This window comes from Actinorectispora metalli (assembly GCF_056323685.1).
Window position 1 is genome coordinate 778,389 of record NZ_JBREYE010000001.1, and the last position, 24,069, is coordinate 802,457.

A 24,069-nucleotide genomic window follows, 5' to 3' on the forward strand; every position below is an offset into this window, starting at 1 on the left:
GCTCTTCTGCCTGAGAACGTCAGGCGTTGGCAAGAATCTCCCCGACGTACGCGGCCACCGCGCGCACCGCGGCGATGGTGCCCGGGTAGTCCATTCTCGTCGGTCCGACCACGCCCATTCCCCCCAGCATGGTGCCGTGTGCGCCGTAGCCCACCGACACCACCGACGTGGTGCGCATCGGCCCATCCTCATTCTCCTCACCGATGCTGACCCGTACCTTGCCGGTGTCGGTGACGGCGGCGAGCAGCTTGAGGACGACGACCTGTTCTTCCAGCGCCTCCAGGATCTGCCGGAGGGAGTGCGGGAAGTCGGCGACGTTGCGGGTGAGGTTCGCGGTGCCGCCCAGCAGCAGCCGTTCCTCGGGGTGGTCCACCAGCGTCTCGATGAGCACCGTGGCGACCCTGGTCATCGCGTCGCGAAGCTCGTTGGGCGCCTGACCGGGCAGTTCGGAGACGCGCACGGAGGCCTCGGACAGCCGTTTGCCGACCATCGCGCTGTTCAGCACGCCCCGCAGCCGCGCCACGTCGTCCTCGACCATGACGTCGCCGAGGTCGACCATCCGCTGGTCGACCCGGCCGGTGTCGGTGATGAGCACGAGCATGAGCCGGGCGGGGGTGATGGGCACCACTTCGAGGTGGCGCACGGTGGCCCTGGTCAGCGTGGGGTACTGCACGACCGCGACCTGCCGGGTCAGCTGGGCGAGCAGCCGCACGCTGCGCCGGAGCACGTCGTCGAGGTCCATGGCCCCGGACAGGAAGTGCTCGATGCCGCGCCGCTCGGCCGTGGACAGCGGCTTGACCTGGGACAGCCGGTCGACGAAGAGGCGGTAGCCCTTGTCGGTGGGTACCCGACCCGCGCTGGTGTGCGGCTGGGCGATGAGCCCCTCTTCCTCCAGGGCCGCCATATCGTTGCGAATTGTGGCACTGGACACACCGATGCCGTGTCGTTCGACCAGCGCCTTGGACCCGACGGGCTCATTGGTGGACACGAAGTCGGCCACAATGGCACGCAGCACCTCGAAGCGGCGGTCCTCCGCGTTCACTACCGGCTCACCTCCGCAGTTCTCTCGCCTTGGCGTCGATTCTACGGTTTCGACGCAGCCTCCTCGGCCCGTGTGGCCCCGGCTACGCTGCTTGGCGGAGGTAGTGCGTGATCTTCTCTGACGTTCGGGACGGGCGGCCATACCCGGATCACGGCCTGTCCACCCGTGACTGGGCCAGAATCCCGCCCCGTCAGGTGCGCCTTGACGAGCTCGTCACGACCACGAAGGTTCTCCAGCTCGACCGTCTGCTGTCGACGGACTCCACGTTCTTCGGGGACCTCTTTCCGCATGTCGTGCAGTGGGAGGGCGAGCTTTTCCTGGAGGACGGGCTGCACCGCGCGGTCCGAGCCGCGCTTCAGCAGCGCTCCGTGCTGCATGTGCGGGTGTTCGAACTGGACGCCCTGCTTCCCGACTAGACCTTCTCCGCGCCCTTGAGCAGGCGGCCGGAAAGCCAGTCGACCAGGCGGTGCACGAAGATCCTCATCGCCTTTCCGACCAGTCCGTTCGCGGTGAAGCTGCCTTGCCAGTGCAGGTTCGTGCCGCCGTCGGTCCGCCTGCTCAGCAGGACGGTCGCGTGGTAGTCCTTCATCGGGGTCTTCGAAACCATCCGGTACTCGTGGCGCTCGGGCTCAACGGACTCGGTGATTTCCTCCAGCAGCGCCACCGGCCAGCCACCCACTTTCCGGATGGCTCCCTTTCCGCCCGGCGCGGGAGTTCCCTGCCTCGCCCACTCCGCTTTCCTGATTTGCGGGCTTGCCCAGGTCGGCCAGGTCGTCACGTCCGAAAGCAGCCTGAACACCGTTTCCGGAGCGGCTTTGGTGGTTTTGTTTATTTGGTACTGGAAAGTCGGCATCGTGGTCCTTCTCGATACGGCCTGGCAACGGGGCGTGGATTATCACACGCTCACGACAAAAGGCGGTGAACAAGCCCGTCCGCCAACAGCCGCCCGCGGCGGGTGAGCACACAGCGGCCCGCGGCCAGCGCGGCGGCGTCGAGAAGGCCCTCGGCGGCGGCCGACCGGGCTTCGGCGAGACCGGCGGCGGCGAGGACCTCGGCTGGCAGCCCGGAGGCAAGCCGAAGCTCCAGCATGACCCGCTCGGTGCGCCGGTCGGAGTCGGACAGGATTTCCCGCCCCGCCCCGGGGGACAGCCCCTCGGCGAGCAGCGCCGCGTATGTGGCGGGGTGTTTGACGTTCCACCAGCGGACCCCGCCGACGTGACTGTGCGCGCCGGGTCCGGCGCCCCACCAGTCCCCGCCCTGCCAGTAGCCGAGGTTGTGCCTGCAGGCCCCGTCGGCGTCGCGCGCCCAGTTCGACACCTCGTACCAGGAGAACCCGTGCAGGGCGTCGTCGATCTGCTCGTACCGTTCGGCGAGGAGGTCGTCGTCGGGCATCGGAAGCTCGCCGCGGGCGATCTTCCGCGCGAACGCGGTGCCGTCCTCGACGATCAGCGAGTACGCCGACACGTGGTCGACGCCTGCGGCCAGCACCACGTCGAGGGACCGGGCCAGGTCCTCGGCGGTCTCCCCCGGCGTCCCGTAGATCAGGTCCAGGTTCAGGTGGTCGAAGCCCGCGGCTCGCGCCTCTGTGGCGGCCGCCGCGGGGCGCCCCGGTGTGTGGCGCCGGTCGAGGATGGCCAGCACATGCGGTGCGGCCGACTGCATGCCCAGCGATACCCGGGTGTAGCCGGCGTCCCGGATGCCGGCGAAGAAGGCGGGGTCGGTGGACTCCGGGTTGGCCTCGGTGGTGACCTCCGCCCCCGGTGCCAGGCCGACGCTGTCGCGGACAGCGGCGAGCACCGCGGCCAGGCCGTCGGCGCCGAGCAGCGACGGCGTCCCGCCGCCCACGAACACGGTGTCCGCGGGCGGCGGGTCGCCAAGCACCTTCGCCGCCAGGTCAAGCTCGCGACGAAGGCCGTCAAGCCACGACCCCGGCGAGGCCTGGCTGCCAAGCTCGCCGGGGGTGTAGGTGTTGAAGTCGCAGTACCCGCAGCGGGTCGCGCAGAACGGGACGTGCACGTACACGCCGAACGGGTTCCGGGCCCGCACGCCGGGCGGCAGCGAGCCGTCCTCGGGTACGGGGTCACCTGGTGGCAGTGTCGATGGCACCCGCTCAGTGTCTCAGCAGGTCCGGGTCCACCGCCCGGGCCATCGCCTGGTAGCCGGCGTCGTTGGGGTGGATCCAGTCGGCTTGGAGGTCCTTGCGGATCCGGTCCGGGTCCGCGGGGTCGGCGACGGCGCGGTCGAAGTCGATGACCCCGTCGTACTCGCCGCTGGTGCGCAGCCACTGGTTGACCCGCTTGCGAAGCTCGTTGCCGCGCTCGGTGTAGTAGAAGTCGAAGCCCTTGTACGGCGTCAGGGTGGCCCCGATGATCTTCAGGCCGCGGGCGTGGGCACGCGCGATGAGGTCCCGGTGTGCCGCGATGAGCTGGTCGAAGGTGACCTGCGGGTTGGGCGAGAAGCACGGTTCGCCGCTGACCTCGCTGAAGCCGATGTCGTTGATGCCCTCCAGCACGATCACGGTGTGCACGCCGGGCTGGTCCAGCACGTCCCGCTCATACCGGGCCGCGGCGCGCTCTCCGAAGCAGGTGGAATCGCTGATCAGGCGGTTCCCGCCGATGCCCGCGTTGATCACCGGGCGGCCCTTGCCCAGCTCGCGCAGCCGCTCGGCCAGGTCGTCGGGGTAGCGGTTGTTCGCGTCCACGGTGGAGGCGTTGCCGTCGGTGATCGAGTCGCCGAGGGTCGCCACGCCGCCGCGCTGGACACCGCCCGCGACGTCGACTCCGGCCAACGCGTACCAGGACTCGGTGCGATCGGTGAACGCCGTGGCGTCGGCGTCGCCGCGGTGATCGCCCTTGGCCAGGTAGCTGGTGGCGCGGGCGTCCCAGTGCACATCCACCGGCCCGGTCGGGGCGTCGAAGTACAGGTCGATGGTCAAGCTCTGCAGGGCGCGCACCGGCAGCACGACCGGGTCGCTGCTGAGCTGGGTGCCCGGCTGGATCACCGTGCTGGTCGAGTGGCCGAAGGTGAGGTCGCGGCGGGAACCCGGCTGGATCGCGCCCTTCTCCCCCGCCCTGGCCACCGAGGCCGCGGTGATCCGCAGTGGCTTCGTTCCGTACACATTGGACAGACGTACTCTGACCAGCGGGCCCGCGGCGGTCGATCTCACCACTTGGCGCAGGGTCTGGTCGGCGAAGCCCTGGACGGACCAGTTGCGGGCGAAGGTATCGGTCGGGCCGTGCGGCGAGGCCGCCCAGGACGCGGTCCACTTCGGACTCGCCCCGGCGGCCGGTGCGGTGATCAGGCCGGCGAACATCGCCGTCAACAGCAGGAACAACGTGACAGGTCTGGCGCGCATGAAGGACCCCCAGTCTGAGTGCGCCGATGACGATCAGACTCAACGTCACAAAGATTTCACGCATTCCCACGCCAGGAAGCCGCCCGCTCGGGTGAGCGGGCGGCCCATGCGGAGCAATCAGACGCCGGAGACCTGGCGGATCCAGTCCCGGTAGGTCGCCACGCTGGTGTAGGCGGCGTTGGAGGAGCGGTCGCTGGTGGAGCACACGCCGACCTGGACACCGTTGTGCTCGGCGGGACCACCGGAGTCACCGCCCGCGGTGATGCCGTTGCCGCGGCGCAGGCCCAGCGCGGTGCCGCCGTAGTAGTCCCTGGTCAGTCCGGTGAAGGTGGTGGTGGCCGTCTTCAGCGTCGGGGACTGGCAGCTTGCCTCGGGCTTGCACTGGGAGGTGGCGCCCCAGCCGTAGATGTCGATCGTCGAGTTCACCGACGGGTTGGCGCTCGCCAGCTTCGCGGGTGCCAGGTTCACCGAGCGGTCCAACTTCACCAGCGCCAGGTCGGCCACCGAGTGCTTGGTGACCGAGGTCCCGTTGGCCTTGGTGCCGCCGGTGGAGCTTGTGCTGCCGATGCTGAAGCTCAGGTTCCCGCCGACGCAGTGCCTGGCGGTGAGGATCCAGGTCGGCGCGATCAACGTGGAGGTGCAGTTGTGCTGTCCGTTCAGGAACAGCCTGGCCGCGTAGGACTTCGCCGCGGCCTGCTGGCCGCCGATGATGTAGCCCTCCGGGTTGTCGTTCGCGGTGGCCGCGGGCGCCATCGCCAGCACACCCAGGACGGCGACAGCCGCCGACGCGATCATTTTCGAAATACGCATTTTCCCTCGTTTCAAAGACATTGCCGCGCGTGGTGCGCGGCAGCAGGGTTGTCTTTGCAGCGCCTGTCTACCGTCGGCGCTTCGAGGGCGACAATCCTTGACTTTTCTGTTGTCGAGAGGATTTCACCGTATTTCCGCCAGACAACGCGGAAACCCGCTGTCACGTTCTAACTGTCGACACCCGCGGGCCGCTCCCGCTCCCGAAAGGCGGGAGCGGCCCATGCCGGCCGCGCTGACTCAGACGCCCGCCACCTGGCGGATCCAGGAGCGGTAGTCGGCGATCACCGTGTACTGGGTGTTGTTCTGCCGGTCGCTGGTGGAGGCGACGCCGACCTGGGTGCCGTTGAACTCGGCGGGGCCGCCGGAGTCACCACCGGCCGCGATGCCGTTGATGCGCTGGAGGTTCAGCGCGCGGCCACCGTAGGCGTCCCGGGTGAAGCCGCTGAACCGGACGTTGGCCGTCTTCAGCGTCGGCGACTGGCACTGGGCCTCGCCGCCGTTGGGCCGGTAGCAGGTCGCGCCCCAGCCGTAGATCTGCACGGTCGAGCCGACGGCCGGGTTGGCCGTGGCCAGCCGGGCGAAGCCGGTGTTCACGGACCGGTCCAGCTTGACCAGGGACAGGTCGGCGGTCGAGTGGTTGGTGACCGAGACGCCGTTGGCGGGCGTGCCGCCGGTCGAGCTGGCGCTGCCGATGCTGAAGCTCAGGTTGCCGCCGCCGACGCAGTGCTTGGCGGTCAGGATCCACTGCGGGGCGATCAGGGTGGACGTGCAGGTGTGCCGCCCGCCGCTGAACAGGCGCGCGGCGTAGGCCTTGGTGCCCGCCTGGCTGCCGCCGATGATGTAGGCGTTCATATCGTCGTTGCCGGACTCCGGCGCCGCGGTGGCGGCGGGGACGGCGCCCAGCACGGCCAGCAGGGCGATCGCCCCGGTCGTGATGATTCGTGTCAAACGCACGATCGTTCCCTCGTTTCAAAGACGCGCGGCGCAGGGGTGGCCGCAACAGGGTTGTCTTTGCACGGGGATTCTTACATTAAGTTTCCACAGTTGAACAGACTATGCCGAAATCATGATTCAGGCCCATAAGAGGAAAAACGCATGCCGCGGACCGCTTTCGCCGATGCAGAAAGGCGAAAGCGGTCCGCGAGCGTTCAATCGCGCAGCGTCAGACGCCTGCCACCTGGCGGATCCAGTCGCGGTAGTTGGCGACCGCGGTGTACTGGGTGACCGTGCGGCGGTCACTGGTGGAGGCCACGCCCACCTGGACGTTGTTGTACTCGGCGGGGCCACCGGAGTCGCCGCCCGCGGTGATGCCGTTGCCGCGCCGCAGGTTCAGCGCGGTGCCGCCGTAGTAGTCCCGGGTCAGGCCGGTGAACGTCGTGGTGGCGTACTTCAGCGTCGGGGACTGGCAGCCCGCCTCGTTGCCGGTGCAGGTCGCGCCCCAGCCGTAGACGTTGACCGTCGCGTTGGTCGGCGGGTTGGCGGTGGCCAGCGGCGCGTAGCTGCCCTGGACCTCGCGGTCCAGCTTGACCAGCGCCAGGTCCGAACCGGAGTGCTGGGTGTTGGACACCGCGTTGGCCACGGTGCCGCCGCTGCCCGAGTTGTTGCTGCCGATCCGGAAGCTCATGTTGGCGCCGATGCAGTGCTTGGCGGTGAGGATCCAGGTCGGCGCGATGATGGTCGAGGTGCAGACACCGCGCCCGTTCTGCATCAGCCGTGCCGCGTAGGGCTTCGGAGGCGCCTGGCCACCGTCGATGATGTAGCCGCCCGCGTCACCGTTGGGCGCGGGGTCGGCACCGGCCGGGACGGCCGTTCCCAGTGCGGCCAGCAGGGTCACCGCGGCCGCCGTCACAACTCGTGAAAGTCGCACTGTTGTTCCTCGTTTCAAAGACCTGCGACCGGATCACGGCCGCATGCAGGGTTGTCTTTGCGCCTCTGTGTACATCTGGGCGAGTTTCAGGAACAACACTTGACATTTTAGTTCGCTTCTTGATTTAAAACCTGGCTGCTCTGTTCGGAGCAGCGCGAGCGACTTCGCGGTCCCATATCACCTTCCCACTGTCTGTTCACGGTATGCGGAGCGCTTTCAGCCGCTCTCAGGTCACGACGAGGACACGAATGCCTTGTTGATCAGGTGACGCTGGTCCCAGGGCGCCCTGAGCGCTAGACCTAAGTTGTCCCAACATGGCATCTTTGGGATATGTCTGCGCTGAAACTCCGTCTCGTGGCCCGCCGCCACGTTGATTTCCGACGGGTTTCCAGCGCTATGTGCCGACGGATGGCCTAGCCCCGCCGGCATTTTCTTGATCTTGTCCAGCCGGCGCAGGGTGCGCCGCTGGAGGCTTCCCCCGACCACCACTTCCGGGGCTTCGACGGTGCGCGCAGCGCCCCCGCGAACCCGGAGGAACATCCGATGGTCACCCCCACCAACGCAGCGGCACGCAAGCCCAAGCGGCGCCGTGGCGAGGGGCAGTGGGCGCTCGGCTACCGCGAACCGCTCAACCCGAACGAGCGCTCGAAGAAGGACGACAACCCCCTCAACGTCCGGGAACGCATCGAGACGATCTATGCCCACCAGGGCTTCGACTCGATCGACCCCGCCGACCTGCGCGGCCGTTTCCGCTGGTACGGCCTCTACACCCAGCGCCGCCCCGGGATCGACGGCGGGCGCACCGCGACGCTGGAGCCCGAGGAGCTCGACGACAGCTACTTCATGCTGCGGGTCCGCTCCGACGGCGGCGCGCTGAGCACCGAGCAGCTTCGGGTGATCGGGGAGCTGTCCCAGCTTCACGCGCGCGACACCGCCGACATCACCGACCGGCAGAACATCCAGTACCACTGGATCGACATCAAGAGCATGCCCGAGGTGTGGCGTCAGCTGGAGGCTGTCGGCCTGAGCACCACCGAGGCCTGCGGCGACTGTCCGCGCGTGGTGTTGAACTCGCCGTTGGCGGGCATCTCCGACGAGGAGATCATCGACGGCACGCCCGCGATGAACGAGATCGTCCGCCGCTACATCGGCGACCCGCAGTTCTCCAATCTGCCGCGCAAGTTCAAGACCGCGATCTCCGGCCTCCAGGACGTGGCGCACGAGATCCACGACATCGCCTTCGTCGGGGTGAACCACCCCGAGCACGGCCCCGGCTTCGACCTGTGGGTCGGCGGCGGCCTGTCCACCAACCCGATGCTGGCCAAGCGGCTGGGCGCCTGGGTTCCGCTGGAGGAGGTGCCCGAGGTCTGGGCGGGCGTGGTCAGCGTGTTCCGCGACTACGGCTACCGGCGGCTGCGGATGCGCGCCAGGATCAAGTTCCTGGTCAACGACTGGGGCGCGGAGAAGTTCAGGGATGTCCTGGAGACGGAGTACCTCAAGCGCAAGCTGATCGACGGCCCGGCGCCCGAGGTCCCGCGGCACCAGCACGACCACATCGGCGTGCACCGGCAGAAGGACGGCAACTACTACGTCGGCGCCGCCCCGGTGGCGGGCCGGGTGTCCGGCTCGACCCTGGTCGCGGTGTCCAAGGCCGCCGAGCGGGTGGGCTCCAAGCGGGTGCGGCTCACGCCGCTGCAGAAGATCGTCGTGCTGGACGTGCCCGAGGCCGAGGTCGAAAGCCTGGAGAGCGAGCTTGCCGCGCTGGGGCTGTCGGTCCGGCCGTCCATCTGGCGGCGCGGCACGATGGCCTGCACCGGCATCGAGTTCTGCAAGCTCGCGATCGTGGAGACCAAGGGCCGAGCCAAGTCGCTGGTACCCGATCTGGAGACGCGGCTGGCGGACCTCAACGCCCAGCTTGAGCAGCCGATCACCATCAACATCAACGGCTGCCCGAACTCCTGCGCCCGCATCCAGGTCGCCGATATCGGCCTCAAGGGCCAGATCGTGGTGGACAACGACGGCAACCAGGTCGAGGGCTTCCAGGTGCACCTCGGCGGCGGGCTCGGGCTGGACGCGGGATTCGGCCGGAAGCTGCGCGGCCACAAGGTGACCGCCGAGGAGCTTCCCGACTACGTGGAGCGCCTGGTCCGCGGCTTCGTCGCCCAGCGCACCGAGGGCGAGCGGTTCGCGCAGTGGGTGGCGCGGGCCGACGAGGGCGATCTCCAGTGAGCGCGGCTACCGGATTTTCAGACCAGGGAACAGGTCAGCGGGCGGTCCCGTTCTACTGCCCGTACTGCGGCGACGAAGACCTGCGCCCGCACGAGGAGCCGCGTTCGGCGTGGCTGTGCGGTAGCTGCCGACGGGTCTTCACGGTCCACATGACCGGCCTCGCCCTGCGCGACACGGAGGTTCCCGAATGACTCTCACCGCCACCAAAGAACAGCACCGCGCCCTCGCTCTGCAGGCGCAGAAGGACCTCGCCGACGCCTCCGCCGAGGAGGTGTTGCGCTGGGTCTTCGACACCTTCGGGGACCGGGTGATCGTCGCGTCCAACATGCAGGACGCGGTGCTGGTGCACCTGGCGAGCAGGGTCCGACCGGGCGTGAAGGTGCTGTTCCTGGAAACCGGCTACCACTTCGCCGAGACCATCGGCACCCGCGATGCCGTCGAGGCCGTCTACGAAGTGGAGATCGTCAACGCGATTCCCGCACAGACCGTGGCCGAGCAGGATGCCACCGAGGGGAAGAACCTCTTCGAACGCGAGCCGGACCGCTGCTGCCATCTACGAAAGGTGGTACCGCTGCGGAAAACGCTGGCCGAATATGACGGTTGGGTAACGGGAGTTCGCAGAGTCGAGGCCCCCACCAGGGCGAACACCCCTCTCGTGACCTGGGACGAACGTAACGGGCTGGTCAAGGTGAACCCGCTGGCCGCGTGGACCGACGAGGAGTTCGACGCCTACATCGCCGAGCACGGCGTACTGGTCAACCCTCTGGTCGACGCAGGTTACCCGTCCATCGGCTGTCAGCCATGCACCGCGAAACCGGCCCCCGGCGCGGACCCGCGCAGCGGGCGCTGGGCAGGACGGGCGAAGACCGAGTGTGGTCTCCATGGGTAGGGACTGCTTACCCGCCACCAGAGCTGAGGGGCAGATGACTGTCACCACCGAGGTTGCGCAGCGTACGGACAACCTGGACGCCTTGGAGTCCGAGGCGATCCACATCTTTCGCGAGGTCGCGGGCGAGTTCGACCGCCCGGTGATCCTGTTCTCCGGCGGCAAGGACTCCACCGTGCTGCTGCACCTGGCGCTGAAGGCCTTCTGGCCCGCGCCGGTGCCGTTCCCGCTGCTGCACGTCGACACCGGGCACAACTTCGACGAGGTGATCAAGTTCCGGGACGACGTTGTCGCCCAGCACGACCTGCGGCTCGTGGTGGCGCACGTCCAGGACTGGATCGACGACGGTCGGCTGACCGAGCGGCCCGACGGCACGCGCAACCCGCTGCAGACCGTGCCGCTGTTGGACAGCATCACCGAGCAGCGCTATGACGCGGTCTTCGGCGGCGGACGGCGCGACGAGGAGCGCGCCAGGGCCAAGGAGCGCATCTTCAGCCTGCGCAACGCCTTCGGCCAGTGGGAGCCGCGCCGCCAGCGCCCCGAGCTGTGGAACCTCTACAACGGCAGGCACAAGCCTGGCGAGCACGTGCGGGTGTTCCCGCTGTCCAACTGGACCGAGTTGGACGTGTGGCGCTACATCCAGCGCGAGCAGATCCTGCTGCCCTCCATCTACTACAGCCACCAGCGCGAGGTGTACCTGCGGGACGGCATGTGGCTGACGTCGGGCCCGTGGGGCGGTCCCCGCGATGGCGAGGACGTGCAGGTCAAGACCATCCGCTACCGCACCGTCGGTGACGGCTCCTGCACCGGCGCGGTGGAGTCCACCGCCGCCACGGTGGAGGACGTGATCGCCGAGGTGATGGCCTCCCGGCTGACCGAGCGCGGCGCGACGCGCGCCGACGACCGGCTGAGCGAGGCCGCCATGGAAGACCGCAAGCGGGAGGGCTACTTCTGATGACCGACCTGCTCAGGCTGGCCACGGCGGGCAGCGTGGACGACGGGAAGTCCACGCTGGTCGGCAGGCTGCTGTATGACACCAAGTCGGTGCTGGCCGACCAGCTCGACGCGGTGCACCGCGCCAGCGTCGACAAGGGACTGTCCACACCGGACCTGTCACTGCTGGTGGACGGGTTGCGCTCGGAACGCGAGCAGGGCATCACCATCGACGTGGCCTACCGCTACTTCGCCACGCCAAAGCGCAACTTCGTGCTCGCCGACACCCCAGGGCACGTGCAGTACACCCGCAACACCGTGACCGGGGCGTCCACCGCGCAGCTCGCGGTGCTGCTGGTGGACGCGCGCAAGGGCGTCATCGAGCAGACCCGCCGTCACGCCGCGGTGCTGGCGCTGCTGGGTGTGCCGCGGCTGGTGCTGGCGGTGAACAAGATCGACCTAGTCGACTACGACGAGGCGACCTACACCGCGATCACCAAGGAGTTCCTGGCACACGCCGCCGCGCTGGGCTACCCCGCGGACTCCGTGGTCACCATCCCGGTGTCGGCGCTGGTCGGGGACAACGTGGTCGACGTCTCCGAGCGCACCCCCTGGTACTCCGGGCCGACGTTGCTGGAGCACCTGGAGAACGTGCCGGTCGCACCCGACCCGCACGACGTGCCGTTCCGGTTCCCGGTGCAGTACGTGATCAGGCCGCGCACCGCCGAGTTCCTGGACTACCGCGGCTACGCGGGCCAGGTCTCCTCGGGCGTCGTGCGGCCGGGCGACGAGGTGACCGTGCTGCCGATCGGGCTGCGCAGCCGGGTGGTCAAGGTCGACACCCCGGACGGCGAGCTCGCCGAGGCCACCGCGGGCCAGTCGGTCACGCTATTGCTCGCCGACGATTTGGACATTTCACGCGGCGACTTCATTGTGGCCGCGGATTCCACTCCTCGTATAGTGGAAGAATTCGATGCAACGCTGTGCTGGCTGGCCGAGAAAGATTTGCGTCCAGGCGCCCGGGTATTGGTGAAACACGGCACCAAGACAACTCAGGCAATCATTGTCACGCTGCGGTCGCAATTCGATGAGCAAACCCTGTCGACCGTGGACAATCCGGATACCTTAGGGCTGAATGGTATTGGTCAGGTTTCACTGCGGGTGGCGGAGCCGCTGCCCGTGGATGACTACTCGGTCAACCGCCGTACCGGCGCGTTCCTGGTCATCGACCCGGCCGACGGCAGCACGCTGGCCGCGGGCCTGGTAGGTGACCCGCTGCCGGTGCCCGACGCCGACCGTACCTCGGAAAATACTTCCAGCGGATCCGGGAATACCCCCGACGTATTTTCTCCCGGCCCATAAGGCAGCACGACTCGGAGGCTTGATATGCATCCCGTCTTACGGCGCTTTCTCGCGCTCGCGATAACGGTTCCCTTGGTTGTGGCTGTTTCCTCCTGCACGAGGCAGGAAGCGCCGAAGACGGATGTGCAAGCGGAAGGCCCGGCGAAGGAACTGCGGCTGGGCTTTTTCCCGAATATCACACACGCAGCGGCGCTGCTCGCCGCAGAGCAGGATTTCATCAAACGCGAGCTGGACGAAACCAAGCTCACCACACAGACGTTCAACGCGGGGCCCGCGGCCACCGAGGCGCTGCTCGGCGGTTCGATCGACGCCGTCTACATCGGGCCCAACCCGGCCATCAACACCTTCGCCAGGTCCAAGGGCGAGGCGGTCCGGCTGGTGGCGGGCGCGACCTCGGGCGGCGCCCAACTCGTGGTCAAGCCGGAGATCAACACCCCGGCGGACCTACGCGGCAAGTCGCTCGCCTCGCCGCAGAAGGCCAACACCCAGGACGTGGCGCTACGCAAGTGGCTGCTCGACCAGGGCCTGAAGACCGACTCCACCGGCGGCTCGGATGTCAAGGTGCAGACGCTGGAGAACGCGTTGATCCTCGACGCGTTCCGCAAGGGCGAGGTGCACGGTGCCTGGGTGCCGGAGCCCTGGGCGTCCCGACTCGCCATCGAGGCGGGCGGCAAGGTTCTGGTGGACGAAAAGCAGCTGTGGGACGGCGGGCGGTTCCCCACCACGGTCCTGATCGTGCGCAAGGAGTTCCTCGACAAGCACCCCGCCACGGTCAAGGCGCTGCTCAAGGGCCACGTCTTCGCCGTGCAGTGGAGCAAGGGCAACCCGGAGCAGGCCAAGCAGTCCGTCAACGCCGCGCTCGGCAGGCTGGCGGGCAAGCCGTTGGCCCCGGCGGTGCTGGAGCGCGCCTTCACGGGCATCGAGATCACCAACGACCCACTGGCGGCGCTGTTCCCTCGGCTGGCCGAGGACGCCAGGAAAGCGGGCGTCGCCACCGAAGTGCCCGACCTGTCCCGGCTCGCCGACCTCACGCTGCTGAACCAGGTGCTGCGGGAGAACGGCCTGCCCGAAGCCGGCTCGGCCGGGAACTGAGGGGGCTGACATGACGGCGACACTGGACCGAACTCGGCGCTCGGCCGACAGCAGCACCCCGATCGTTCGCCTGAGCGGCGTCGACAAGACCTTCGGCCGCGGCAGCGCCGCGGTGTCCGCGCTGTCCGATGTGGACCTCGAGGTGGCCCCCGGCGAGTTCGTCTGCCTGCTGGGTGCCTCCGGCTGCGGCAAGACCACACTGTTGAACCTGGTGGCGGGCTTCGACAAGCCCACCACCGGTAATGTCGCGGTGTCCGGCGGCCGACCCGCGGTCGTGTTCCAGGAGCCCGCGCTGCTGCCCTGGCTGACCGCGGCGCACAACGTCGAACTGCCCCTTAGGCTGCGCGGTGTCGGCCGGGCGGAGCGGCGTGATCAGGCCGCGGCCCTGCTGGAGCTGGTCCGGCTGCGCGATGCGGCGGCCAAGCGGCCGCACGAGCTTTCCGGCGGCATGCGGCAGCGTGTCGCGCTGGCCCGCGCGCTGGCCACCACCACCAGCGATGAGGCGGGTAGCCCGCTGTTGCTGATGGACGAGCCGTTCGCCGCGCTGGACGCGATCACGCGTGATGTGTTGCAGGCGGAACTGCTGCGCATCTGGGAGCAGACCGGCACCGCGGTCATCTTCGTGACCCACGACGTCCGCGAGGCGGTCCGGCTTGGCCAGCGGGTGGTGCTGCTGTCCTCACGGCCCGGCCGGGTCGTCCGCGAATGGCGGATCACCGAGCGGACCGAAGCGGTCACCACCGAGATCACCGCCCGCCTGCGGGAGGTGATCAGCAGCCATGCCGCCGCCTGACGCCGCCGACACGCTGGCCTCCCGGCCCAGCGACCTCGCCTCGGTCGAGGCCGGGCTGGACGCACTGGACACCCCGACCGTGCGGGCCAGGCGCACCTCGCAGTGGCTGCTCACGGCGCTGCTGCCGCCACTGGTCGCGATCGGTGCGGGCCTCGGTGTCTGGCAGTTGCTCTGGTCGCTGGCGCTGTGGGAGGAATACGTCCTGCCCTCGCCGGGACAGGTGTGGAACCACACGACGAAGCTGCTCGCGGAAGGCGTCATCGGCGAGGTGCTGTGGACCTCCATGCACCGGGCGGTGCTCGGCTTCGCCGCCGCCGTGGTGATCGCGGTCCCGCTCGGAATGCTCGTCGCCAGGACGCCCCTGATCCGCTCGGCGATCGGGCCGCTGCTCAACGGTCTCCAGGCCATGCCCTCGGTGGCCTGGGTGCCCGCCGCCGTCGTATGGGTAGGGCTCAACGACGGCTCGATCTACCTGGTGATCCTGCTGGGCGCCGTCCCGTCCATCGCCAACGGCCTGGTCGCCGGACTGGACCAGATCCCGCCGCTGCTGTCCAGGGTCGGTCACGCACTGGGCGCGACCCGGCTCCAGCAGGTGCGACATGTGTTGCTGCCCGCCTCGCTGCCGGGCTTCCTCGCCGGTCTCAAGCAGGGCTGGGCGTTCTCATGGCGGTCCCTCATGGCCGCCGAGCTGATCGTCCGCTCCCCCGACCTCGGGACGGGCATCGGCCAACTGCTGGACGACGGTCGGATCCTCGGCGATATGCAGCAGATCCTGACCGCGATGCTGCTGATCCTGGCCATCGGCATCGGCATCGAACTGCTGCTGTTCCGGCCGCTGGAGCGGCGGGTGTTGCGCGCCCGCGGACTGGCAGCCGCGCTGTGAGAAGCACTGTTCCCCCGCTGGTCGCGGTTGCCCACGGCAGCCGCGACCCGCGGTCCGCGGCCACCGTCAGCGCGCTGGCCGACGTGGTGCGCCTGCTGCGCCCCGAACTCGACGTGCGGGTGGCGTTCCTCGACCTGTCCGCGCCGAGGCTGGTGGACGTGCTGGCCGCGGTGGACGGCGACGGCCACGACGAGGCCGTGGTGGTGCCGCTGCTGTTGGGCAGCGCCTACCACGCCAAGGTGGACGTGCCAGGCCTGGTGTCCGAGGCACGGACCGCCTGCCCGCGGCTGCGGGTCAGGACCGCCGAGGTGCTCGGCCCCGACGAGCGGCTCTCCGCGGCCGCGCTGGGGCGACTCTTCGACGCGGGAGCGGTACCCGGCGACACCTCCCTGGGCGTGGTGCTGGCCGGTGCGGGCTCCTCCCACGCGCCCGCCAACGCCGCGGTTGCCGCGGTGGCGGCGGAGTGGGCGCGGCGCTACGGCTGGCACACCACCGCCGCATTCGCGGCGGCCGCCCCGCCCCGGGTCGGCGCCGCGGTGAACGCGTTGCGCCGCAGGGGCGCCGCCCGCCTCGCGGTGGCCGCCTGGTTCCTCGCCCCCGGTCTGCTGCCGGACGGCGTGATCAGGGACGCGCTGGCGGCGGCGCCCGACGCTGTGATCGCCGAGCCGATGGGCGCCGATGTCCGCGTCGCGGAGCTGATCGTCGACCGCTATCTCGCCGCGCTGTGCCCACTTCCCCAGCTGGTAGCCCTCTGACGTGCATATTCACCCTTAAAACTGAAACCTTGTTTGGCTTGCTACCGACGGGTAACACTGACCTCGCCTGGGGAACGCTGATCAACTCAAACCCTGCGAGGAGATCATGGGTATCCGTCCACTGTGGTGTGGTGGGGCCGCGATGGCCCTGCTGTGTGCGCTCGCGCTGCCCGCGTCGGCAGATCCGCACACGCTGAACTACAAGTGCCGTTCGAAGGCGCCGACCGGGGATGTGCTCACCCCGCTGGAGCAGAAGCTGACCGCGACCGCACCCGCGTCGGTCGCTCCCGGCGGCGAGCTGACCGTCGTGCTCGACCCCGAGCCCGGCAAGGTCCCCGCCGAGGCGGGCGGCCGCAAGATCCGCGAGCTGAAGGACCTCACGCTGGAGATCCCGATCCCGGCGAACTCCGGTCACGTCTCCTCCAAGCTCACCGGCGGCAACGGGCTGGGCAGCGAGCCCAAGCTGGAGGTCAAGGACAATGTCGCGAACGTGACGCTGGCGGGCCCGATCAAGGGCGGCGCCGACTTCGAGCTTCCGACGATCACCTTCCAGCTCAAGGCGGGCCAGTCCGGCACCATCGTGACGAAGATGGGCGGCACCAGCTACGACGATCCCGGCCTGACCTTCACGGTCGTGGTGGACACCCTCGTCGGACCGGTCAGCGCTCCGACCGGCTGTTATCCCGACCCCAACCCGGCGCTCACCACGACGACCATCGGCTAACCTCCGGCGGCATGACCGATGAGCTGGTGCACATGGCCGTGCGGCGGGGGATCGCCACCGTCACGCTGGACTCCCCCGCCAACCGCAACGCGTTGTCCGCGCAGCTTCGCAGCGAGCTTCGCGGTCACCTGACCGCGGCCGTCGAGGACGACGCGGTGCGGGTGATCGTGCTGGACCACACCGGACCGGTGTTCTGCGCCGGGATGGACCTCAAGGAGTCGCGCGGCGCGGGCGCGCAGAACCAGGGCGTCAACGAGTTCCCGCAGATCCTGGAGCAGATCTGGACCAGCCCCAAGCCGGTGGTCGCCAAGCTCGCGGGCCCGGCCCGCGCCGGCGGTGTCGGCTTGGTGGCCGCCGCCGACATCGCGGTCGCGGTGGACACGGCGACCTTCGCCTTCACCGAGGTCCGCATCGGCGTGGTGCCCGCGGTGATCTCGGTGACCGTGCTGCCCCGGCTGCTGCCGCGGGCGGCACACGAGCTGTTCCTGACCGGCGAGAACTTCGACGCGGCGCGGGCCGTTCGGGTAGGCCTGCTCAACTCGGCTGTGCCCACGGACGCGCTGGACGCCGAGGTGGACCGCTTCGCATCCATGCTCGCCCTGGGGGCCCCGAACGCCTTGGCGGCCACCAAGGCCATGCTCCGACGTCCCCGCGCGGAGGGCCTCGGCGAGCAGTTCGCCGACATGCTGGAACTCTCCGCCCGCCACTTCGCCGGCGAAGAGGGCCAAGAGGGCATCCGCTCCTTCATCGAAAAGCGCCCCGCCTCCTGGGTGCCCCAGGACTGATCGTGTGCCGGTGAATCCAGCGGGCCCCGCTGGATTCACCGGGGTTCTCGCTGTGGCTTCACGCGAAGAGGTGACGCACACAGTCCGCTTTCTCGGCGTGTTATCCACAGGGCCACCGGTTATCCCCAACCCGGCTTTTCGATCTTGCCCTCAGCCGCGAGGCCGATAGGGTGGACCAGGGGTCGTCCCCCCGGGCGGGCGGGGGGTGTCTTCCGTCAGGTGGGGGCTAGGCCTCGGTGAGGATGAGGGAAACGTTGCGGCCCTCGTGTTTGCAGGAGCGGGGAGACGCCGTCTCAGGAATCGGTGAGAACGACGGAAAGGCTGCGGCCTTCGTGTGCGCCGAAGTTCGCCGCGTCGGCTAGTACGGACCGGATGGCGTCATAGCCAACTGGGTCATGGGTGCGCAGCGTGTCCGGCGACGACCAGCGGAGGACGTGCTCGCCCTCGGGCAGCCAGTGCAGGTCCGTGAGCAGGTCGTAGAGGGCGTCCAGGTTGTGGCCGAAGTAGTCCGGGAAGTCCAGGGCCTTGGCGATCTCGGTGAAGAACTGCTGCTTGCCGCGGATCTCACGGCCGTCCAGCCGGTGTTCGGTCATGTCCTCACCGCTTCGGGTCGACTGCGACGAAGGACTTGTAGTGATCCCCGGTGTAGTACAGCTCGCTGCTCTGCCCGGTGACCAGCCTGCGCGCCCCGCGGTCGTTCTCGCCGGGCGTCGGCACGGTGTACTCGCGGTAGTAGCCGCCCTGCTTGCGGGGCAGCAGCTGTTCCCGGTTCTGGAACACCACCCCGTCCCGCTCATACGGGAACGGGCCGTTGCTCTGGATGAGCTGCCAGGTCTTGGCCGCCTCCGGCGGAAGCTGCGACAGCGGTGTGACCCGCAGACCGCTCACGGTCGGCCGCTCCGACGGCGGTGGCAGGTGCACTCGGGTCTGGGTTGTCTGCCCGCTGCTCGGCGCGGGAGAGGGCTCGGTGGCCACGTTCTGCACGACCCAGCCGATGAGCACCAGGGCGATCAGGCCGAGCAGCGCGAGGGTGATGCGCCTGCGGGAGGTCACGGTGCCAGCCTAGGAAACGAGCTCGTCGGACCGCACCGGAGGCTCGTCCCGCCTGCCGAAGCGCGCCGAGACCAGGTCCACGACCCGGTCGATGCCCCACGCGGCCAGCCAGCACAGCGGCAGCACGATCAGCAGCACGAGCGCGATCTGCAGCGGGTACCAGAGCTGGACAAGCCACAGCTCCACCGAGTCCCACCAGTTGCCCAACCACTCGAACACACCGCGAGCCTAGCCTGGTGACCGGCATCACGGGCCGGGCGCCGTACTACCCGGTAACGTCGTCGACCATGTTCGCCGTGTACGCCGCTGAGCCCAACCGTGACGATCCGCTGGCCAGTCTCGTGGTCGGCGAGCGACCCGAGCCGCAGGCACCCGAGGGCTGGGTGCCCGTCACCGTTCGGGCGGCAAGCCTGAACATGCACGACATCTGGACGCTGCGCGGGGTCGGCATCAAGCCGGAGCAGTTCCCGATGACCCTGGGCTGCGACGGGGCGGGCGTGCTGCCCGACGGCACCGAGGTGGTGCTGCACTCCGTCATCTCCGACCCGTCCTGGAGCGGCGAGGAGACCCTCGACCCCAAGCGCACCCTGCTGACCGAGAAGCACCAGGGCAGCTTCGCCGACACGGTGGTGGTGCCCGCCCGCAACGCGCTGCCCAAGCCCGCGGGCCTGTCGTTCAGCGAGGCCGCCTGCATGGGCACCGCCTGGCTGACCGCCTACCGCATGATCTTCGTCAAGTCCGGCCTGCGCCCCGGCCAGACCATGCTCGTGCAGGGCGCCTCCGGTGGCGTGTCCACCGCCTTGATCCAGCTGGGCCGAGCCGCGGGCCTGCGGGTCTGGGTCACCGGCCGCACCGAGGAGAAGCGCGCGCTGGCCGAACAGCTTGGCGCGCACCAGACCTTCGAGTCCGGCGCCCGCCTGCCGGATCGGGTGGACGGCGTGTTCGAGACCGTCGGCAAGGCCACCTGGTCGCATTCGATGAAGTCGCTCAAGCCCGGCGGCATCGTGGTGATCTCCGGTGCCACCAGCGGCGATGCGACCGCGGCCGAACTCCAGCGGCTGTTCTTCCTCCAGCTTCGGGTCGTGGGCTCCACGATGGGCACCCGGGAGGAACTGGCCGACCTGCTGCGCTTCTGCGAGCTCAACGACGTGCGTCCGCAGATCGGCGCCGAGTTGCCGCTGGAGAGGGCCCGCGAAGGCTTCGAGCACATGCTCGCGGGCGAGACCGCGGGCAAGATCGTCTTCACCCGGTCTTAGAGACGTCCCGTTCGACATACTCCGCGATCATGGGCGGCAGGTCGTCCAGCGCTTCCGCCATGCGGGGCGCGAGTTCACGCCTGCCGCCCCACGCGTAGGAGAACACCTCGGTCAGCAGCACGCCGTGCGCGGGGCGGCTGAGCACCTCGATCCCGTCACCGGCACGCAGGGTGCCCGGTTGCTCCACGGCGAACATCACACCGGTGCGGTTGGCCAGCGTGAAGCGCCTGACCCACTGCTTCTCCCCCAGCCAGTCGGCGAACACCCGGCACGGGCTGCGCGGCATCGTGGCCCGCAGCACCACATCGCCGATCCGCCAGCGCTCGCCCACCACGGTGTCGCCCGCGTCCAGACCGGAGATCGTCAGGTTCTCGCCGAATTTGCCGGGCTCCAGCGGCCTGCCCAACTCCTCGGACCACTCCGCCAGGTCCTCGACGCTGTAGGCGTAGACGGCGCGCAGGTCACCGCCGTGGTGCTTGGTGTCCTTGATGCGGTCACCGGCAAGACCCAGCGGACCGACCTCGACGGGGCCGGGCACCGGCCGCTTGTCGATCCCGGTGCTGCCCTGCTTGCCCACCCAGTCGGCCGTGATCAGCCTCGCGACATTCACCGATTCGACGCGTCCCATGGCATGACGCTAGCGAGGCCCGTCAACTGATTTGTCGGTTAACGTTCTGGCCGCAACCGGGGAACTACAGGAGGGCAGCGTGGCCATCTCTGAAGGCAATCCGAGCCTGTCCGGCGGGACGGGCATCTTCCGGCGCAAACCGATCGGCGAGATCGATCCGGCGAGCAGCGACGACCGGCTCAGCAAGACCCTGGGGCTGTGGCAGCTCACGGCGATCGGTATCGGCGGCATCATCGGCGCCGGGATCTTCTCCCTGGCCGGTGCCGTGGCGAACAAGACCGCGGGGCCCGCGGTGCTGGTCTCGTTCCTGATCGCGGGTGTGGCCAGCGCGGCGGCGGCGTTCTCCTACGCCGAGTTCGCCGGGCTGATCCCCAAGGCGGGCTCGGCCTACACCTACGGCTACGCGGCGCTCGGCGAGATCGTGGGCTGGTTCATCGGGTGGGACCTGCTGTTGGAGTACACCGCGATCGTGGCGGTGGTCGGCATCGGCATCTCCGGCTATTTCGGCTTCCTGCTGGGCCAACTCGGCATCGACCTTCCACTGTGGATGCTCGGGGCGCCGGGCACCGAACCGGCGGGCGTGCCGTCGGGCAGCTACAAGGTCGACCTGTTCGCCGCGTTGCTGTGCCTGTTCATCGCCTACATGCTCAACCTCGGCATCCGCAATGCGGCGCGTTTCGAGACCATCGTGGTGGTGCTCAAGGTCGCCGTGGTGCTGGTCGTGATCGTGGTCGGCTTCTTCTACATCAAGGGCAGCAACTTCCAGCCGTTCTTCCCGCCCGAGTTCGGCATCACCGGCGCCTTCACCGGCGCCGCCACGGTGTTCTTCGCAGTGTTCGGCTATGACGCGATGAGCACCGCCGCCGAGGAGTCCAAGGACGCCCAGCGGCACATGCCCAAGGCGATCATCTACTCGCTCGCCGTATCGATGGTGCTGTATGTGCTGGCCTGCCTGGTGCTCACCGGCATGCAGCACTACACGCAGATCGACCCGCGCAGCGGGTTCTCCTCCGCCTTCGCCTCGGTGGGGCTGTCCAGCCTGGCCACCGTGATCGCGGCCGGTGCGGTGATCGGCATCCTGACCGTGATGTTCACCTTCATGCTGGGCGTCACCAGGGTGTGGTTCGCGATGAGCCGGGACGGCCTGCTGCCCCGGTGGTTCGCGGGTGTGCACCCCAAGCGCCAGGTACCGCACCGCGTCACCTGGATCGCCGGTGCCGCCTCCGCGGTGATCGCGGGTTTCCTGCCGATCAACGAGGCGGCCGAGCTCACCAATATCGGCATCCTGCTGGCGTTCGTGGTGGTCTGCGCCGCGGTGATCGTGTTCCGCTACCGCCGCCCCGAGCTGCCCCGCACGTTCCGCTGCCCCGGCATGCCGGTGGTGCCGATCATCGGCATCGTGTTCTCGATCTGGCTGATCACCTTCCTGACGCCCACCACCTGGCTCCGCTTCGCGGCGTGGTTCGCGCTCGGTCTGGTGATCTACTTCGCCTACAGCTACCGCCGCTCCGCGCTCAACCGGAACTGACGCGTTCGGCGACCAGGGCTGCCTCCGCGCAAGCCCTGGTCGCCGAACCGCGTGGTCAGGTCTCCGCGGGGCCGAAGCGCTTGGCGGCCCTGCCGACGGCCGAGCGCAGCTGCTCGTCGAGGCGTCGCACGATGTCCGCGGCGGGCAGCGCTCGCGTCAGCGGGTAGGTCTGGCCCGCCCACAGGTGGACGGCTTCCGGGTCGCCCTCCTCGGCGGCGGCGACGCGGACCGGTTTGGTCAGGTGGTGCACCTGCGGGTATGCCGCGGGGGCGAGCTCCGAGTAGTCGCTGAGCAGGTCGTTGACCAGGCCGCGCGCCGGTTTTCCAGTGAAGGCCCTGGTGAGCGCGGTGCCGCGGTCCTCGGCCAGCGCGGCCCGGTGGATGGGACTGGTGCCCGCCTCAGTGCTCGCCAGGAAGGCGGTGCCCAGCTGCGCGGCGACCGCGCCGGCGGTGAGCACGGCGGCGATGTCCGCGCCGTGCGCGAGTCCGCCCGCGGCGATCAGCGGGGTGTCCACCGCGGTGGAGACCAGCCGCAGCGCGGCCAGCAGCCCGTAGAGCGGGCCGCCGCCCTCGGACTCCTCGTCGTCCTCGAACACCCCTCGGTGTCCGCCCGCCTCCAGCCCTTGGACGCAGAGCAGGTCGGCGCCGGTGGCCGCGGCCTGCCTGGCCTCCTCGGGGGTGGTGACGGTGATGACCACCTCGGTGCCGTTGTCCTGCAGCCGCCGCACGGTGTCGCGATCGGGACAGCCGAAAACGAAGGACACCACCGGCACCCGCTCGGCGAGCACCAGCTCCAGCTTCGCCGGGTAGCCGTCGTCCTCCCAGCGCGGATAGCCCAGCCGCACGCCGTAGACCCGGGCCAGCGGCTTGAGCAGATCGCGGTAGTCGGAAACGTCCACAGAGGTCTGCTCACCCGGCACGAACAGGTTCACACCGAATGGCCGGTCGGTCAGCGATCGGGTCTCGCGAATCCCCTCGGCAAGCGCTTCCACCGACACATATCCGCCGGGAAGGAAGCCGAAGGCACCGGTTTCGCTTACCGCGGCAACCAGTTGAGGTGTGGAAACCCCGCCTGCCATGGGTGCTGCCACGATCGGAATCCGCAGCTCGCTGATCATGATTCCCGACCCTACCCTCGCGGGATGCCGATGGGCACCCAATGCAAGTTTCGCCACGAAAGCCTTGCGATCGATCTTTTCGTTCTTCTCATTTGCGCCATATTGTTATGACCGGCATTCAGGTCATTGGCGCTGCCTCGGTTCGGTCCAACAGCCCCAGGACATGCCAGGTACTGTGTGTGTCTGCGACGCCGGGAAAAGTAGTTCCACCGGGTGGTTGGGCCGGTGGCCTCTTCCCTGGCGGGGACAGGGTCGTCAAGCTCAACGGATACGCACGAGCAGTAGGAGCACCATTGTCCGGTCCCGACCTCCCCGAGCCAGATGAGCCGTTCACGGCCGAGGTATGGACGCACCGTTGGCCGACCTCCGCGGAGAAGACGGAGCTCATCGACGGTGTCCTGCTGTTCCAAGGCGAGTTCGACGAACGTGACGTCGAGATCGCCGAACGCACCTACCCCGGCCGCGCCGTCGTCCTCAGCCAGTTCGGCCTGGAGATCCGCCCGGCGGGCCGCCACCGCGTGCGCTAACTTCGATCATTCGCGTCGGGACCTGCCGAGAAGTCGCCCCGGCGGAATGCGCACGGGGAAGGGCCGCTCGGTTTCGAAGCAGTCGTCAGCCTTGAACTCCCCGACCCGCACGTAGGTTCCGTCCTGGCCCAGGTCGAACACCGTGAGCTGAAGTTCCTGGGAATCGATCACCCAGTAGCTGGGCACGCCCAGCCGCTGATAAGCGGCCTTCTGGTTGTTGAGCAACATCACCTGGTGCGCCCAGCCCGGCACGGGGCTGACGAGGAGTGCCCCGTCGATAAGCTCGTAGCGACGCCCGTCCTCAGGCGTCCCCTCAAGGTCATGAACCGTGAAGGGACGGCTGCAATCAACATCCACTGCCATGTCGTGCCTCCAGTCGAGTCCGCGCCAACCCTGGCGGGCGGGAGCGACAAAAACGGGAGAAACTGGCGGCCGTCAGTCTGC

The 24,069-nt window shown here is 68.8% G+C and carries 29 protein-coding genes; 16 read left to right on the forward strand and 13 right to left on the reverse strand.

Features of this window, described 5'->3' with window-relative positions; translation table 11 throughout:
- Nucleotides 1–19: 19 nt before the first annotated feature.
- Complete coding sequence (hrcA, locus tag ACU6XJ_RS03580) at nt 20–1,042, reverse strand: heat-inducible transcriptional repressor HrcA (protein WP_476306856.1); 1,023 nt, start codon at nt 1,040–1,042, stop codon at nt 20–22.
- Nucleotides 1,043–1,149: 107 nt separating this feature from the next.
- Here hrcA and ACU6XJ_RS03585 point away from each other — a divergent pair, with 107 nt between their 5' ends.
- Nucleotides 1,150–1,458: a type II toxin-antitoxin system VapB family antitoxin gene (locus tag ACU6XJ_RS03585; protein WP_476306857.1), complete on the forward strand. Its 309-nt coding sequence runs from the start codon at nt 1,150–1,152 to the stop codon at nt 1,456–1,458.
- Here ACU6XJ_RS03585 and ACU6XJ_RS03590 read toward each other — a convergent pair.
- From ACU6XJ_RS03590 to ACU6XJ_RS03615, 6 genes are all read right to left on the reverse strand, one after another.
- Nucleotides 1,455–1,895, reverse strand: a complete 441-nt coding sequence (locus ACU6XJ_RS03590; RefSeq protein WP_476306858.1) for an SRPBCC family protein — start codon at nt 1,893–1,895, stop codon at nt 1,455–1,457. The genes ACU6XJ_RS03585 and ACU6XJ_RS03590 overlap by 4 nt on opposite strands.
- 50 nt (nt 1,896–1,945) lie before the next feature.
- Nucleotides 1,946–3,100 (reverse strand): radical SAM family heme chaperone HemW, encoded by a 1,155-nt coding sequence (hemW, locus tag ACU6XJ_RS03595; protein WP_476313787.1) that lies wholly within the window; start codon nt 3,098–3,100, stop codon nt 1,946–1,948.
- A 52-nt stretch (nt 3,101–3,152) separates the two neighbouring features.
- Entirely contained in the window at nt 3,153–4,397 is a 1,245-nt protein-coding gene (locus ACU6XJ_RS03600) for an SGNH/GDSL hydrolase family protein (protein WP_476306859.1), read from the reverse strand.
- Nucleotides 4,398–4,514: 117 nt separating this feature from the next.
- A complete protein-coding gene (locus tag ACU6XJ_RS03605; RefSeq protein WP_476306861.1) occupies nt 4,515–5,207 on the reverse strand; it encodes a S1 family peptidase in 693 nt (230 codons plus the stop codon).
- A 237-nt stretch (nt 5,208–5,444) separates the two neighbouring features.
- On the reverse strand, nt 5,445–6,161 hold the full coding sequence (locus ACU6XJ_RS03610) for a S1 family peptidase (protein ID WP_476306862.1): 717 nt from the start codon (nt 6,159–6,161) through the stop codon (nt 5,445–5,447).
- 208 nt (nt 6,162–6,369) lie between these two features.
- Nucleotides 6,370–7,074: a S1 family peptidase gene (locus ACU6XJ_RS03615; protein WP_476306863.1), complete on the reverse strand. Its 705-nt coding sequence runs from the start codon at nt 7,072–7,074 to the stop codon at nt 6,370–6,372.
- Nucleotides 7,075–7,404: 330 nt separating this feature from the next.
- Between ACU6XJ_RS03615 and ACU6XJ_RS03620 the strand changes: the two genes are divergently transcribed.
- The 12 genes from ACU6XJ_RS03620 (at nt 7,405) to ACU6XJ_RS03675 (ending at nt 17,516) form a co-directional block, all read left to right on the forward strand.
- Entirely contained in the window at nt 7,405–7,491 is an 87-nt protein-coding gene (locus ACU6XJ_RS03620; RefSeq protein WP_476313789.1) for a putative leader peptide, read from the forward strand.
- A 126-nt stretch (nt 7,492–7,617) separates the two neighbouring features.
- Nucleotides 7,618–9,303, forward strand: a complete 1,686-nt coding sequence (locus tag ACU6XJ_RS03625; protein ID WP_476306864.1) for a nitrite/sulfite reductase — start codon at nt 7,618–7,620, stop codon at nt 9,301–9,303.
- Complete coding sequence (locus ACU6XJ_RS03630) at nt 9,300–9,494, forward strand: Insertion element protein (protein WP_476306866.1); 195 nt, start codon at nt 9,300–9,302, stop codon at nt 9,492–9,494. Before ACU6XJ_RS03625 ends, ACU6XJ_RS03630 begins: the two co-directional genes overlap by 4 nt.
- Nucleotides 9,491–10,192 carry a phosphoadenylyl-sulfate reductase gene (locus ACU6XJ_RS03635; RefSeq protein ID WP_476306867.1) on the forward strand — a complete coding sequence of 234 codons (702 nt, stop codon included), beginning with the start codon at nt 9,491–9,493 and terminating at the stop codon, nt 10,190–10,192. Before ACU6XJ_RS03630 ends, ACU6XJ_RS03635 begins: the two co-directional genes overlap by 4 nt.
- 34 nt (nt 10,193–10,226) lie before the next feature.
- Nucleotides 10,227–11,144, forward strand: a complete 918-nt coding sequence (gene cysD / locus ACU6XJ_RS03640; RefSeq protein WP_476306868.1) for a sulfate adenylyltransferase subunit CysD — start codon at nt 10,227–10,229, stop codon at nt 11,142–11,144.
- On the forward strand, nt 11,144–12,484 hold the full coding sequence (locus tag ACU6XJ_RS03645; protein WP_476306869.1) for a sulfate adenylyltransferase subunit 1: 1,341 nt from the start codon (nt 11,144–11,146) through the stop codon (nt 12,482–12,484). Before cysD ends, ACU6XJ_RS03645 begins: the two co-directional genes overlap by 1 nt.
- 24 nt (nt 12,485–12,508) lie before the next feature.
- Nucleotides 12,509–13,576: an ABC transporter substrate-binding protein gene (locus ACU6XJ_RS03650; RefSeq protein ID WP_476306870.1), complete on the forward strand. Its 1,068-nt coding sequence runs from the start codon at nt 12,509–12,511 to the stop codon at nt 13,574–13,576.
- 10 nt (nt 13,577–13,586) lie between these two features.
- Nucleotides 13,587–14,369: an ABC transporter ATP-binding protein gene (locus tag ACU6XJ_RS03655; protein ID WP_476306871.1), complete on the forward strand. Its 783-nt coding sequence runs from the start codon at nt 13,587–13,589 to the stop codon at nt 14,367–14,369.
- A complete protein-coding gene (locus tag ACU6XJ_RS03660) occupies nt 14,356–15,252 on the forward strand; it encodes an ABC transporter permease (RefSeq protein WP_476306872.1) in 897 nt (298 codons plus the stop codon). Before ACU6XJ_RS03655 ends, ACU6XJ_RS03660 begins: the two co-directional genes overlap by 14 nt.
- Nucleotides 15,249–16,007: a sirohydrochlorin chelatase gene (locus ACU6XJ_RS03665; protein ID WP_476306873.1), complete on the forward strand. Its 759-nt coding sequence runs from the start codon at nt 15,249–15,251 to the stop codon at nt 16,005–16,007. The genes ACU6XJ_RS03660 and ACU6XJ_RS03665 overlap by 4 nt, the downstream gene beginning before the upstream one ends.
- Nucleotides 16,008–16,113: 106 nt before the next feature.
- Nucleotides 16,114–16,731, forward strand: coding sequence for a cyclase (locus ACU6XJ_RS03670; protein ID WP_476306874.1), 618 nt, complete (start codon nt 16,114–16,116; stop codon nt 16,729–16,731).
- A gap of 11 nt (nt 16,732–16,742) precedes the next feature.
- Nucleotides 16,743–17,516: an enoyl-CoA hydratase-related protein gene (locus ACU6XJ_RS03675; protein ID WP_476306875.1), complete on the forward strand. Its 774-nt coding sequence runs from the start codon at nt 16,743–16,745 to the stop codon at nt 17,514–17,516.
- Between the two features lie 293 nt (nt 17,517–17,809).
- Here the strand turns inward: ACU6XJ_RS03675 and ACU6XJ_RS03680 are convergent, their stop codons facing one another.
- The 3 genes from ACU6XJ_RS03680 to ACU6XJ_RS03690 are packed head-to-tail and all read right to left on the reverse strand — an operon-like array spanning nt 17,810 to nt 18,788.
- Complete coding sequence (locus ACU6XJ_RS03680; protein ID WP_476306877.1) at nt 17,810–18,109, reverse strand: barstar family protein; 300 nt, start codon at nt 18,107–18,109, stop codon at nt 17,810–17,812.
- Between the two features lie 4 nt (nt 18,110–18,113).
- Nucleotides 18,114–18,569, reverse strand: coding sequence for a guanyl-specific ribonuclease (locus ACU6XJ_RS03685; protein WP_476306879.1), 456 nt, complete (start codon nt 18,567–18,569; stop codon nt 18,114–18,116).
- 9 nt (nt 18,570–18,578) lie between these two features.
- Nucleotides 18,579–18,788 (reverse strand): hypothetical protein, encoded by a 210-nt coding sequence (locus ACU6XJ_RS03690; protein WP_476306880.1) that lies wholly within the window; start codon nt 18,786–18,788, stop codon nt 18,579–18,581.
- A 68-nt stretch (nt 18,789–18,856) separates the two neighbouring features.
- On the opposite strand from ACU6XJ_RS03690, the gene ACU6XJ_RS03695 reads away from it, so the two are divergent.
- Nucleotides 18,857–19,825, forward strand: a complete 969-nt coding sequence (locus tag ACU6XJ_RS03695) for a zinc-binding dehydrogenase (protein WP_476313791.1) — start codon at nt 18,857–18,859, stop codon at nt 19,823–19,825.
- Here ACU6XJ_RS03695 and ACU6XJ_RS03700 read toward each other — a convergent pair.
- Nucleotides 19,812–20,453: an MOSC domain-containing protein gene (locus ACU6XJ_RS03700; protein WP_476306881.1), complete on the reverse strand. Its 642-nt coding sequence runs from the start codon at nt 20,451–20,453 to the stop codon at nt 19,812–19,814. The two genes, ACU6XJ_RS03695 and ACU6XJ_RS03700, sit on opposite strands and share 14 nt — an antisense overlap.
- A gap of 79 nt (nt 20,454–20,532) precedes the next feature.
- On the opposite strand from ACU6XJ_RS03700, the gene ACU6XJ_RS03705 reads away from it, so the two are divergent.
- Complete coding sequence (locus ACU6XJ_RS03705; protein ID WP_476306882.1) at nt 20,533–21,981, forward strand: amino acid permease; 1,449 nt, start codon at nt 20,533–20,535, stop codon at nt 21,979–21,981.
- 55 nt (nt 21,982–22,036) lie between these two features.
- Here ACU6XJ_RS03705 and ACU6XJ_RS03710 read toward each other — a convergent pair whose 3' ends face one another.
- Entirely contained in the window at nt 22,037–23,098 is a 1,062-nt protein-coding gene (locus tag ACU6XJ_RS03710; RefSeq protein ID WP_476306884.1) for an NAD(P)H-dependent flavin oxidoreductase, read from the reverse strand.
- Nucleotides 23,099–23,391: 293 nt separating this feature from the next.
- Here ACU6XJ_RS03710 and ACU6XJ_RS03715 point away from each other — a divergent pair, with 293 nt between their 5' ends.
- Complete coding sequence (locus tag ACU6XJ_RS03715) at nt 23,392–23,625, forward strand: hypothetical protein (RefSeq protein WP_476306885.1); 234 nt, start codon at nt 23,392–23,394, stop codon at nt 23,623–23,625.
- Between the two features lie 6 nt (nt 23,626–23,631).
- On the opposite strand, the gene ACU6XJ_RS03720 is transcribed toward ACU6XJ_RS03715, so the two are convergent.
- Entirely contained in the window at nt 23,632–23,988 is a 357-nt protein-coding gene (locus ACU6XJ_RS03720) for a Uma2 family endonuclease (RefSeq protein WP_476306886.1), read from the reverse strand.
- Nucleotides 23,989–24,069: the final 81 nt, after the last annotated feature.

Bases quoted from the DNA above. Each gene is read 5' to 3' on its own strand.
- ACU6XJ_RS03590 (WP_476306858.1), bottom strand. From the start codon at position 1,895: ATGCCGACTTTCCAGTACCAAATAAACAAAACCACCAAAGCCGCTCCG.
- ACU6XJ_RS03600 (WP_476306859.1), bottom strand. From the start codon at position 4,397: ATGCGCGCCAGACCTGTCACGTTGTTCCTGCTGTTGACGGCGATGTTC.
- ACU6XJ_RS03605 (WP_476306861.1), bottom strand. From the start codon at position 5,207: ATGCGTATTTCGAAAATGATCGCGTCGGCGGCTGTCGCCGTCCTGGGT.
- ACU6XJ_RS03620 (WP_476313789.1), top strand. From the start codon at position 7,405: ATGTCTGCGCTGAAACTCCGTCTCGTGGCCCGCCGCCACGTTGATTTC.
- ACU6XJ_RS03625 (WP_476306864.1), top strand. From the start codon at position 7,618: ATGGTCACCCCCACCAACGCAGCGGCACGCAAGCCCAAGCGGCGCCGT.
- ACU6XJ_RS03635 (WP_476306867.1), top strand. From the start codon at position 9,491: ATGACTCTCACCGCCACCAAAGAACAGCACCGCGCCCTCGCTCTGCAG.
- cysD (WP_476306868.1), top strand. From the start codon at position 10,227: ATGACTGTCACCACCGAGGTTGCGCAGCGTACGGACAACCTGGACGCC.
- ACU6XJ_RS03645 (WP_476306869.1), top strand. From the start codon at position 11,144: ATGACCGACCTGCTCAGGCTGGCCACGGCGGGCAGCGTGGACGACGGG.
- ACU6XJ_RS03650 (WP_476306870.1), top strand. From the start codon at position 12,509: ATGCATCCCGTCTTACGGCGCTTTCTCGCGCTCGCGATAACGGTTCCC.
- ACU6XJ_RS03655 (WP_476306871.1), top strand. From the start codon at position 13,587: ATGACGGCGACACTGGACCGAACTCGGCGCTCGGCCGACAGCAGCACC.
- ACU6XJ_RS03660 (WP_476306872.1), top strand. From the start codon at position 14,356: ATGCCGCCGCCTGACGCCGCCGACACGCTGGCCTCCCGGCCCAGCGAC.
- ACU6XJ_RS03670 (WP_476306874.1), top strand. From the start codon at position 16,114: ATGGGTATCCGTCCACTGTGGTGTGGTGGGGCCGCGATGGCCCTGCTG.
- ACU6XJ_RS03675 (WP_476306875.1), top strand. From the start codon at position 16,743: ATGACCGATGAGCTGGTGCACATGGCCGTGCGGCGGGGGATCGCCACC.
- ACU6XJ_RS03680 (WP_476306877.1), bottom strand. From the start codon at position 18,109: ATGACCGAACACCGGCTGGACGGCCGTGAGATCCGCGGCAAGCAGCAG.
- ACU6XJ_RS03695 (WP_476313791.1), top strand. From the start codon at position 18,857: ATGTTCGCCGTGTACGCCGCTGAGCCCAACCGTGACGATCCGCTGGCC.
- ACU6XJ_RS03700 (WP_476306881.1), bottom strand. From the start codon at position 20,453: ATGGGACGCGTCGAATCGGTGAATGTCGCGAGGCTGATCACGGCCGAC.
- ACU6XJ_RS03710 (WP_476306884.1), bottom strand. From the start codon at position 23,098: ATGATCAGCGAGCTGCGGATTCCGATCGTGGCAGCACCCATGGCAGGC.
- ACU6XJ_RS03720 (WP_476306886.1), bottom strand. From the start codon at position 23,988: ATGGCAGTGGATGTTGATTGCAGCCGTCCCTTCACGGTTCATGACCTT.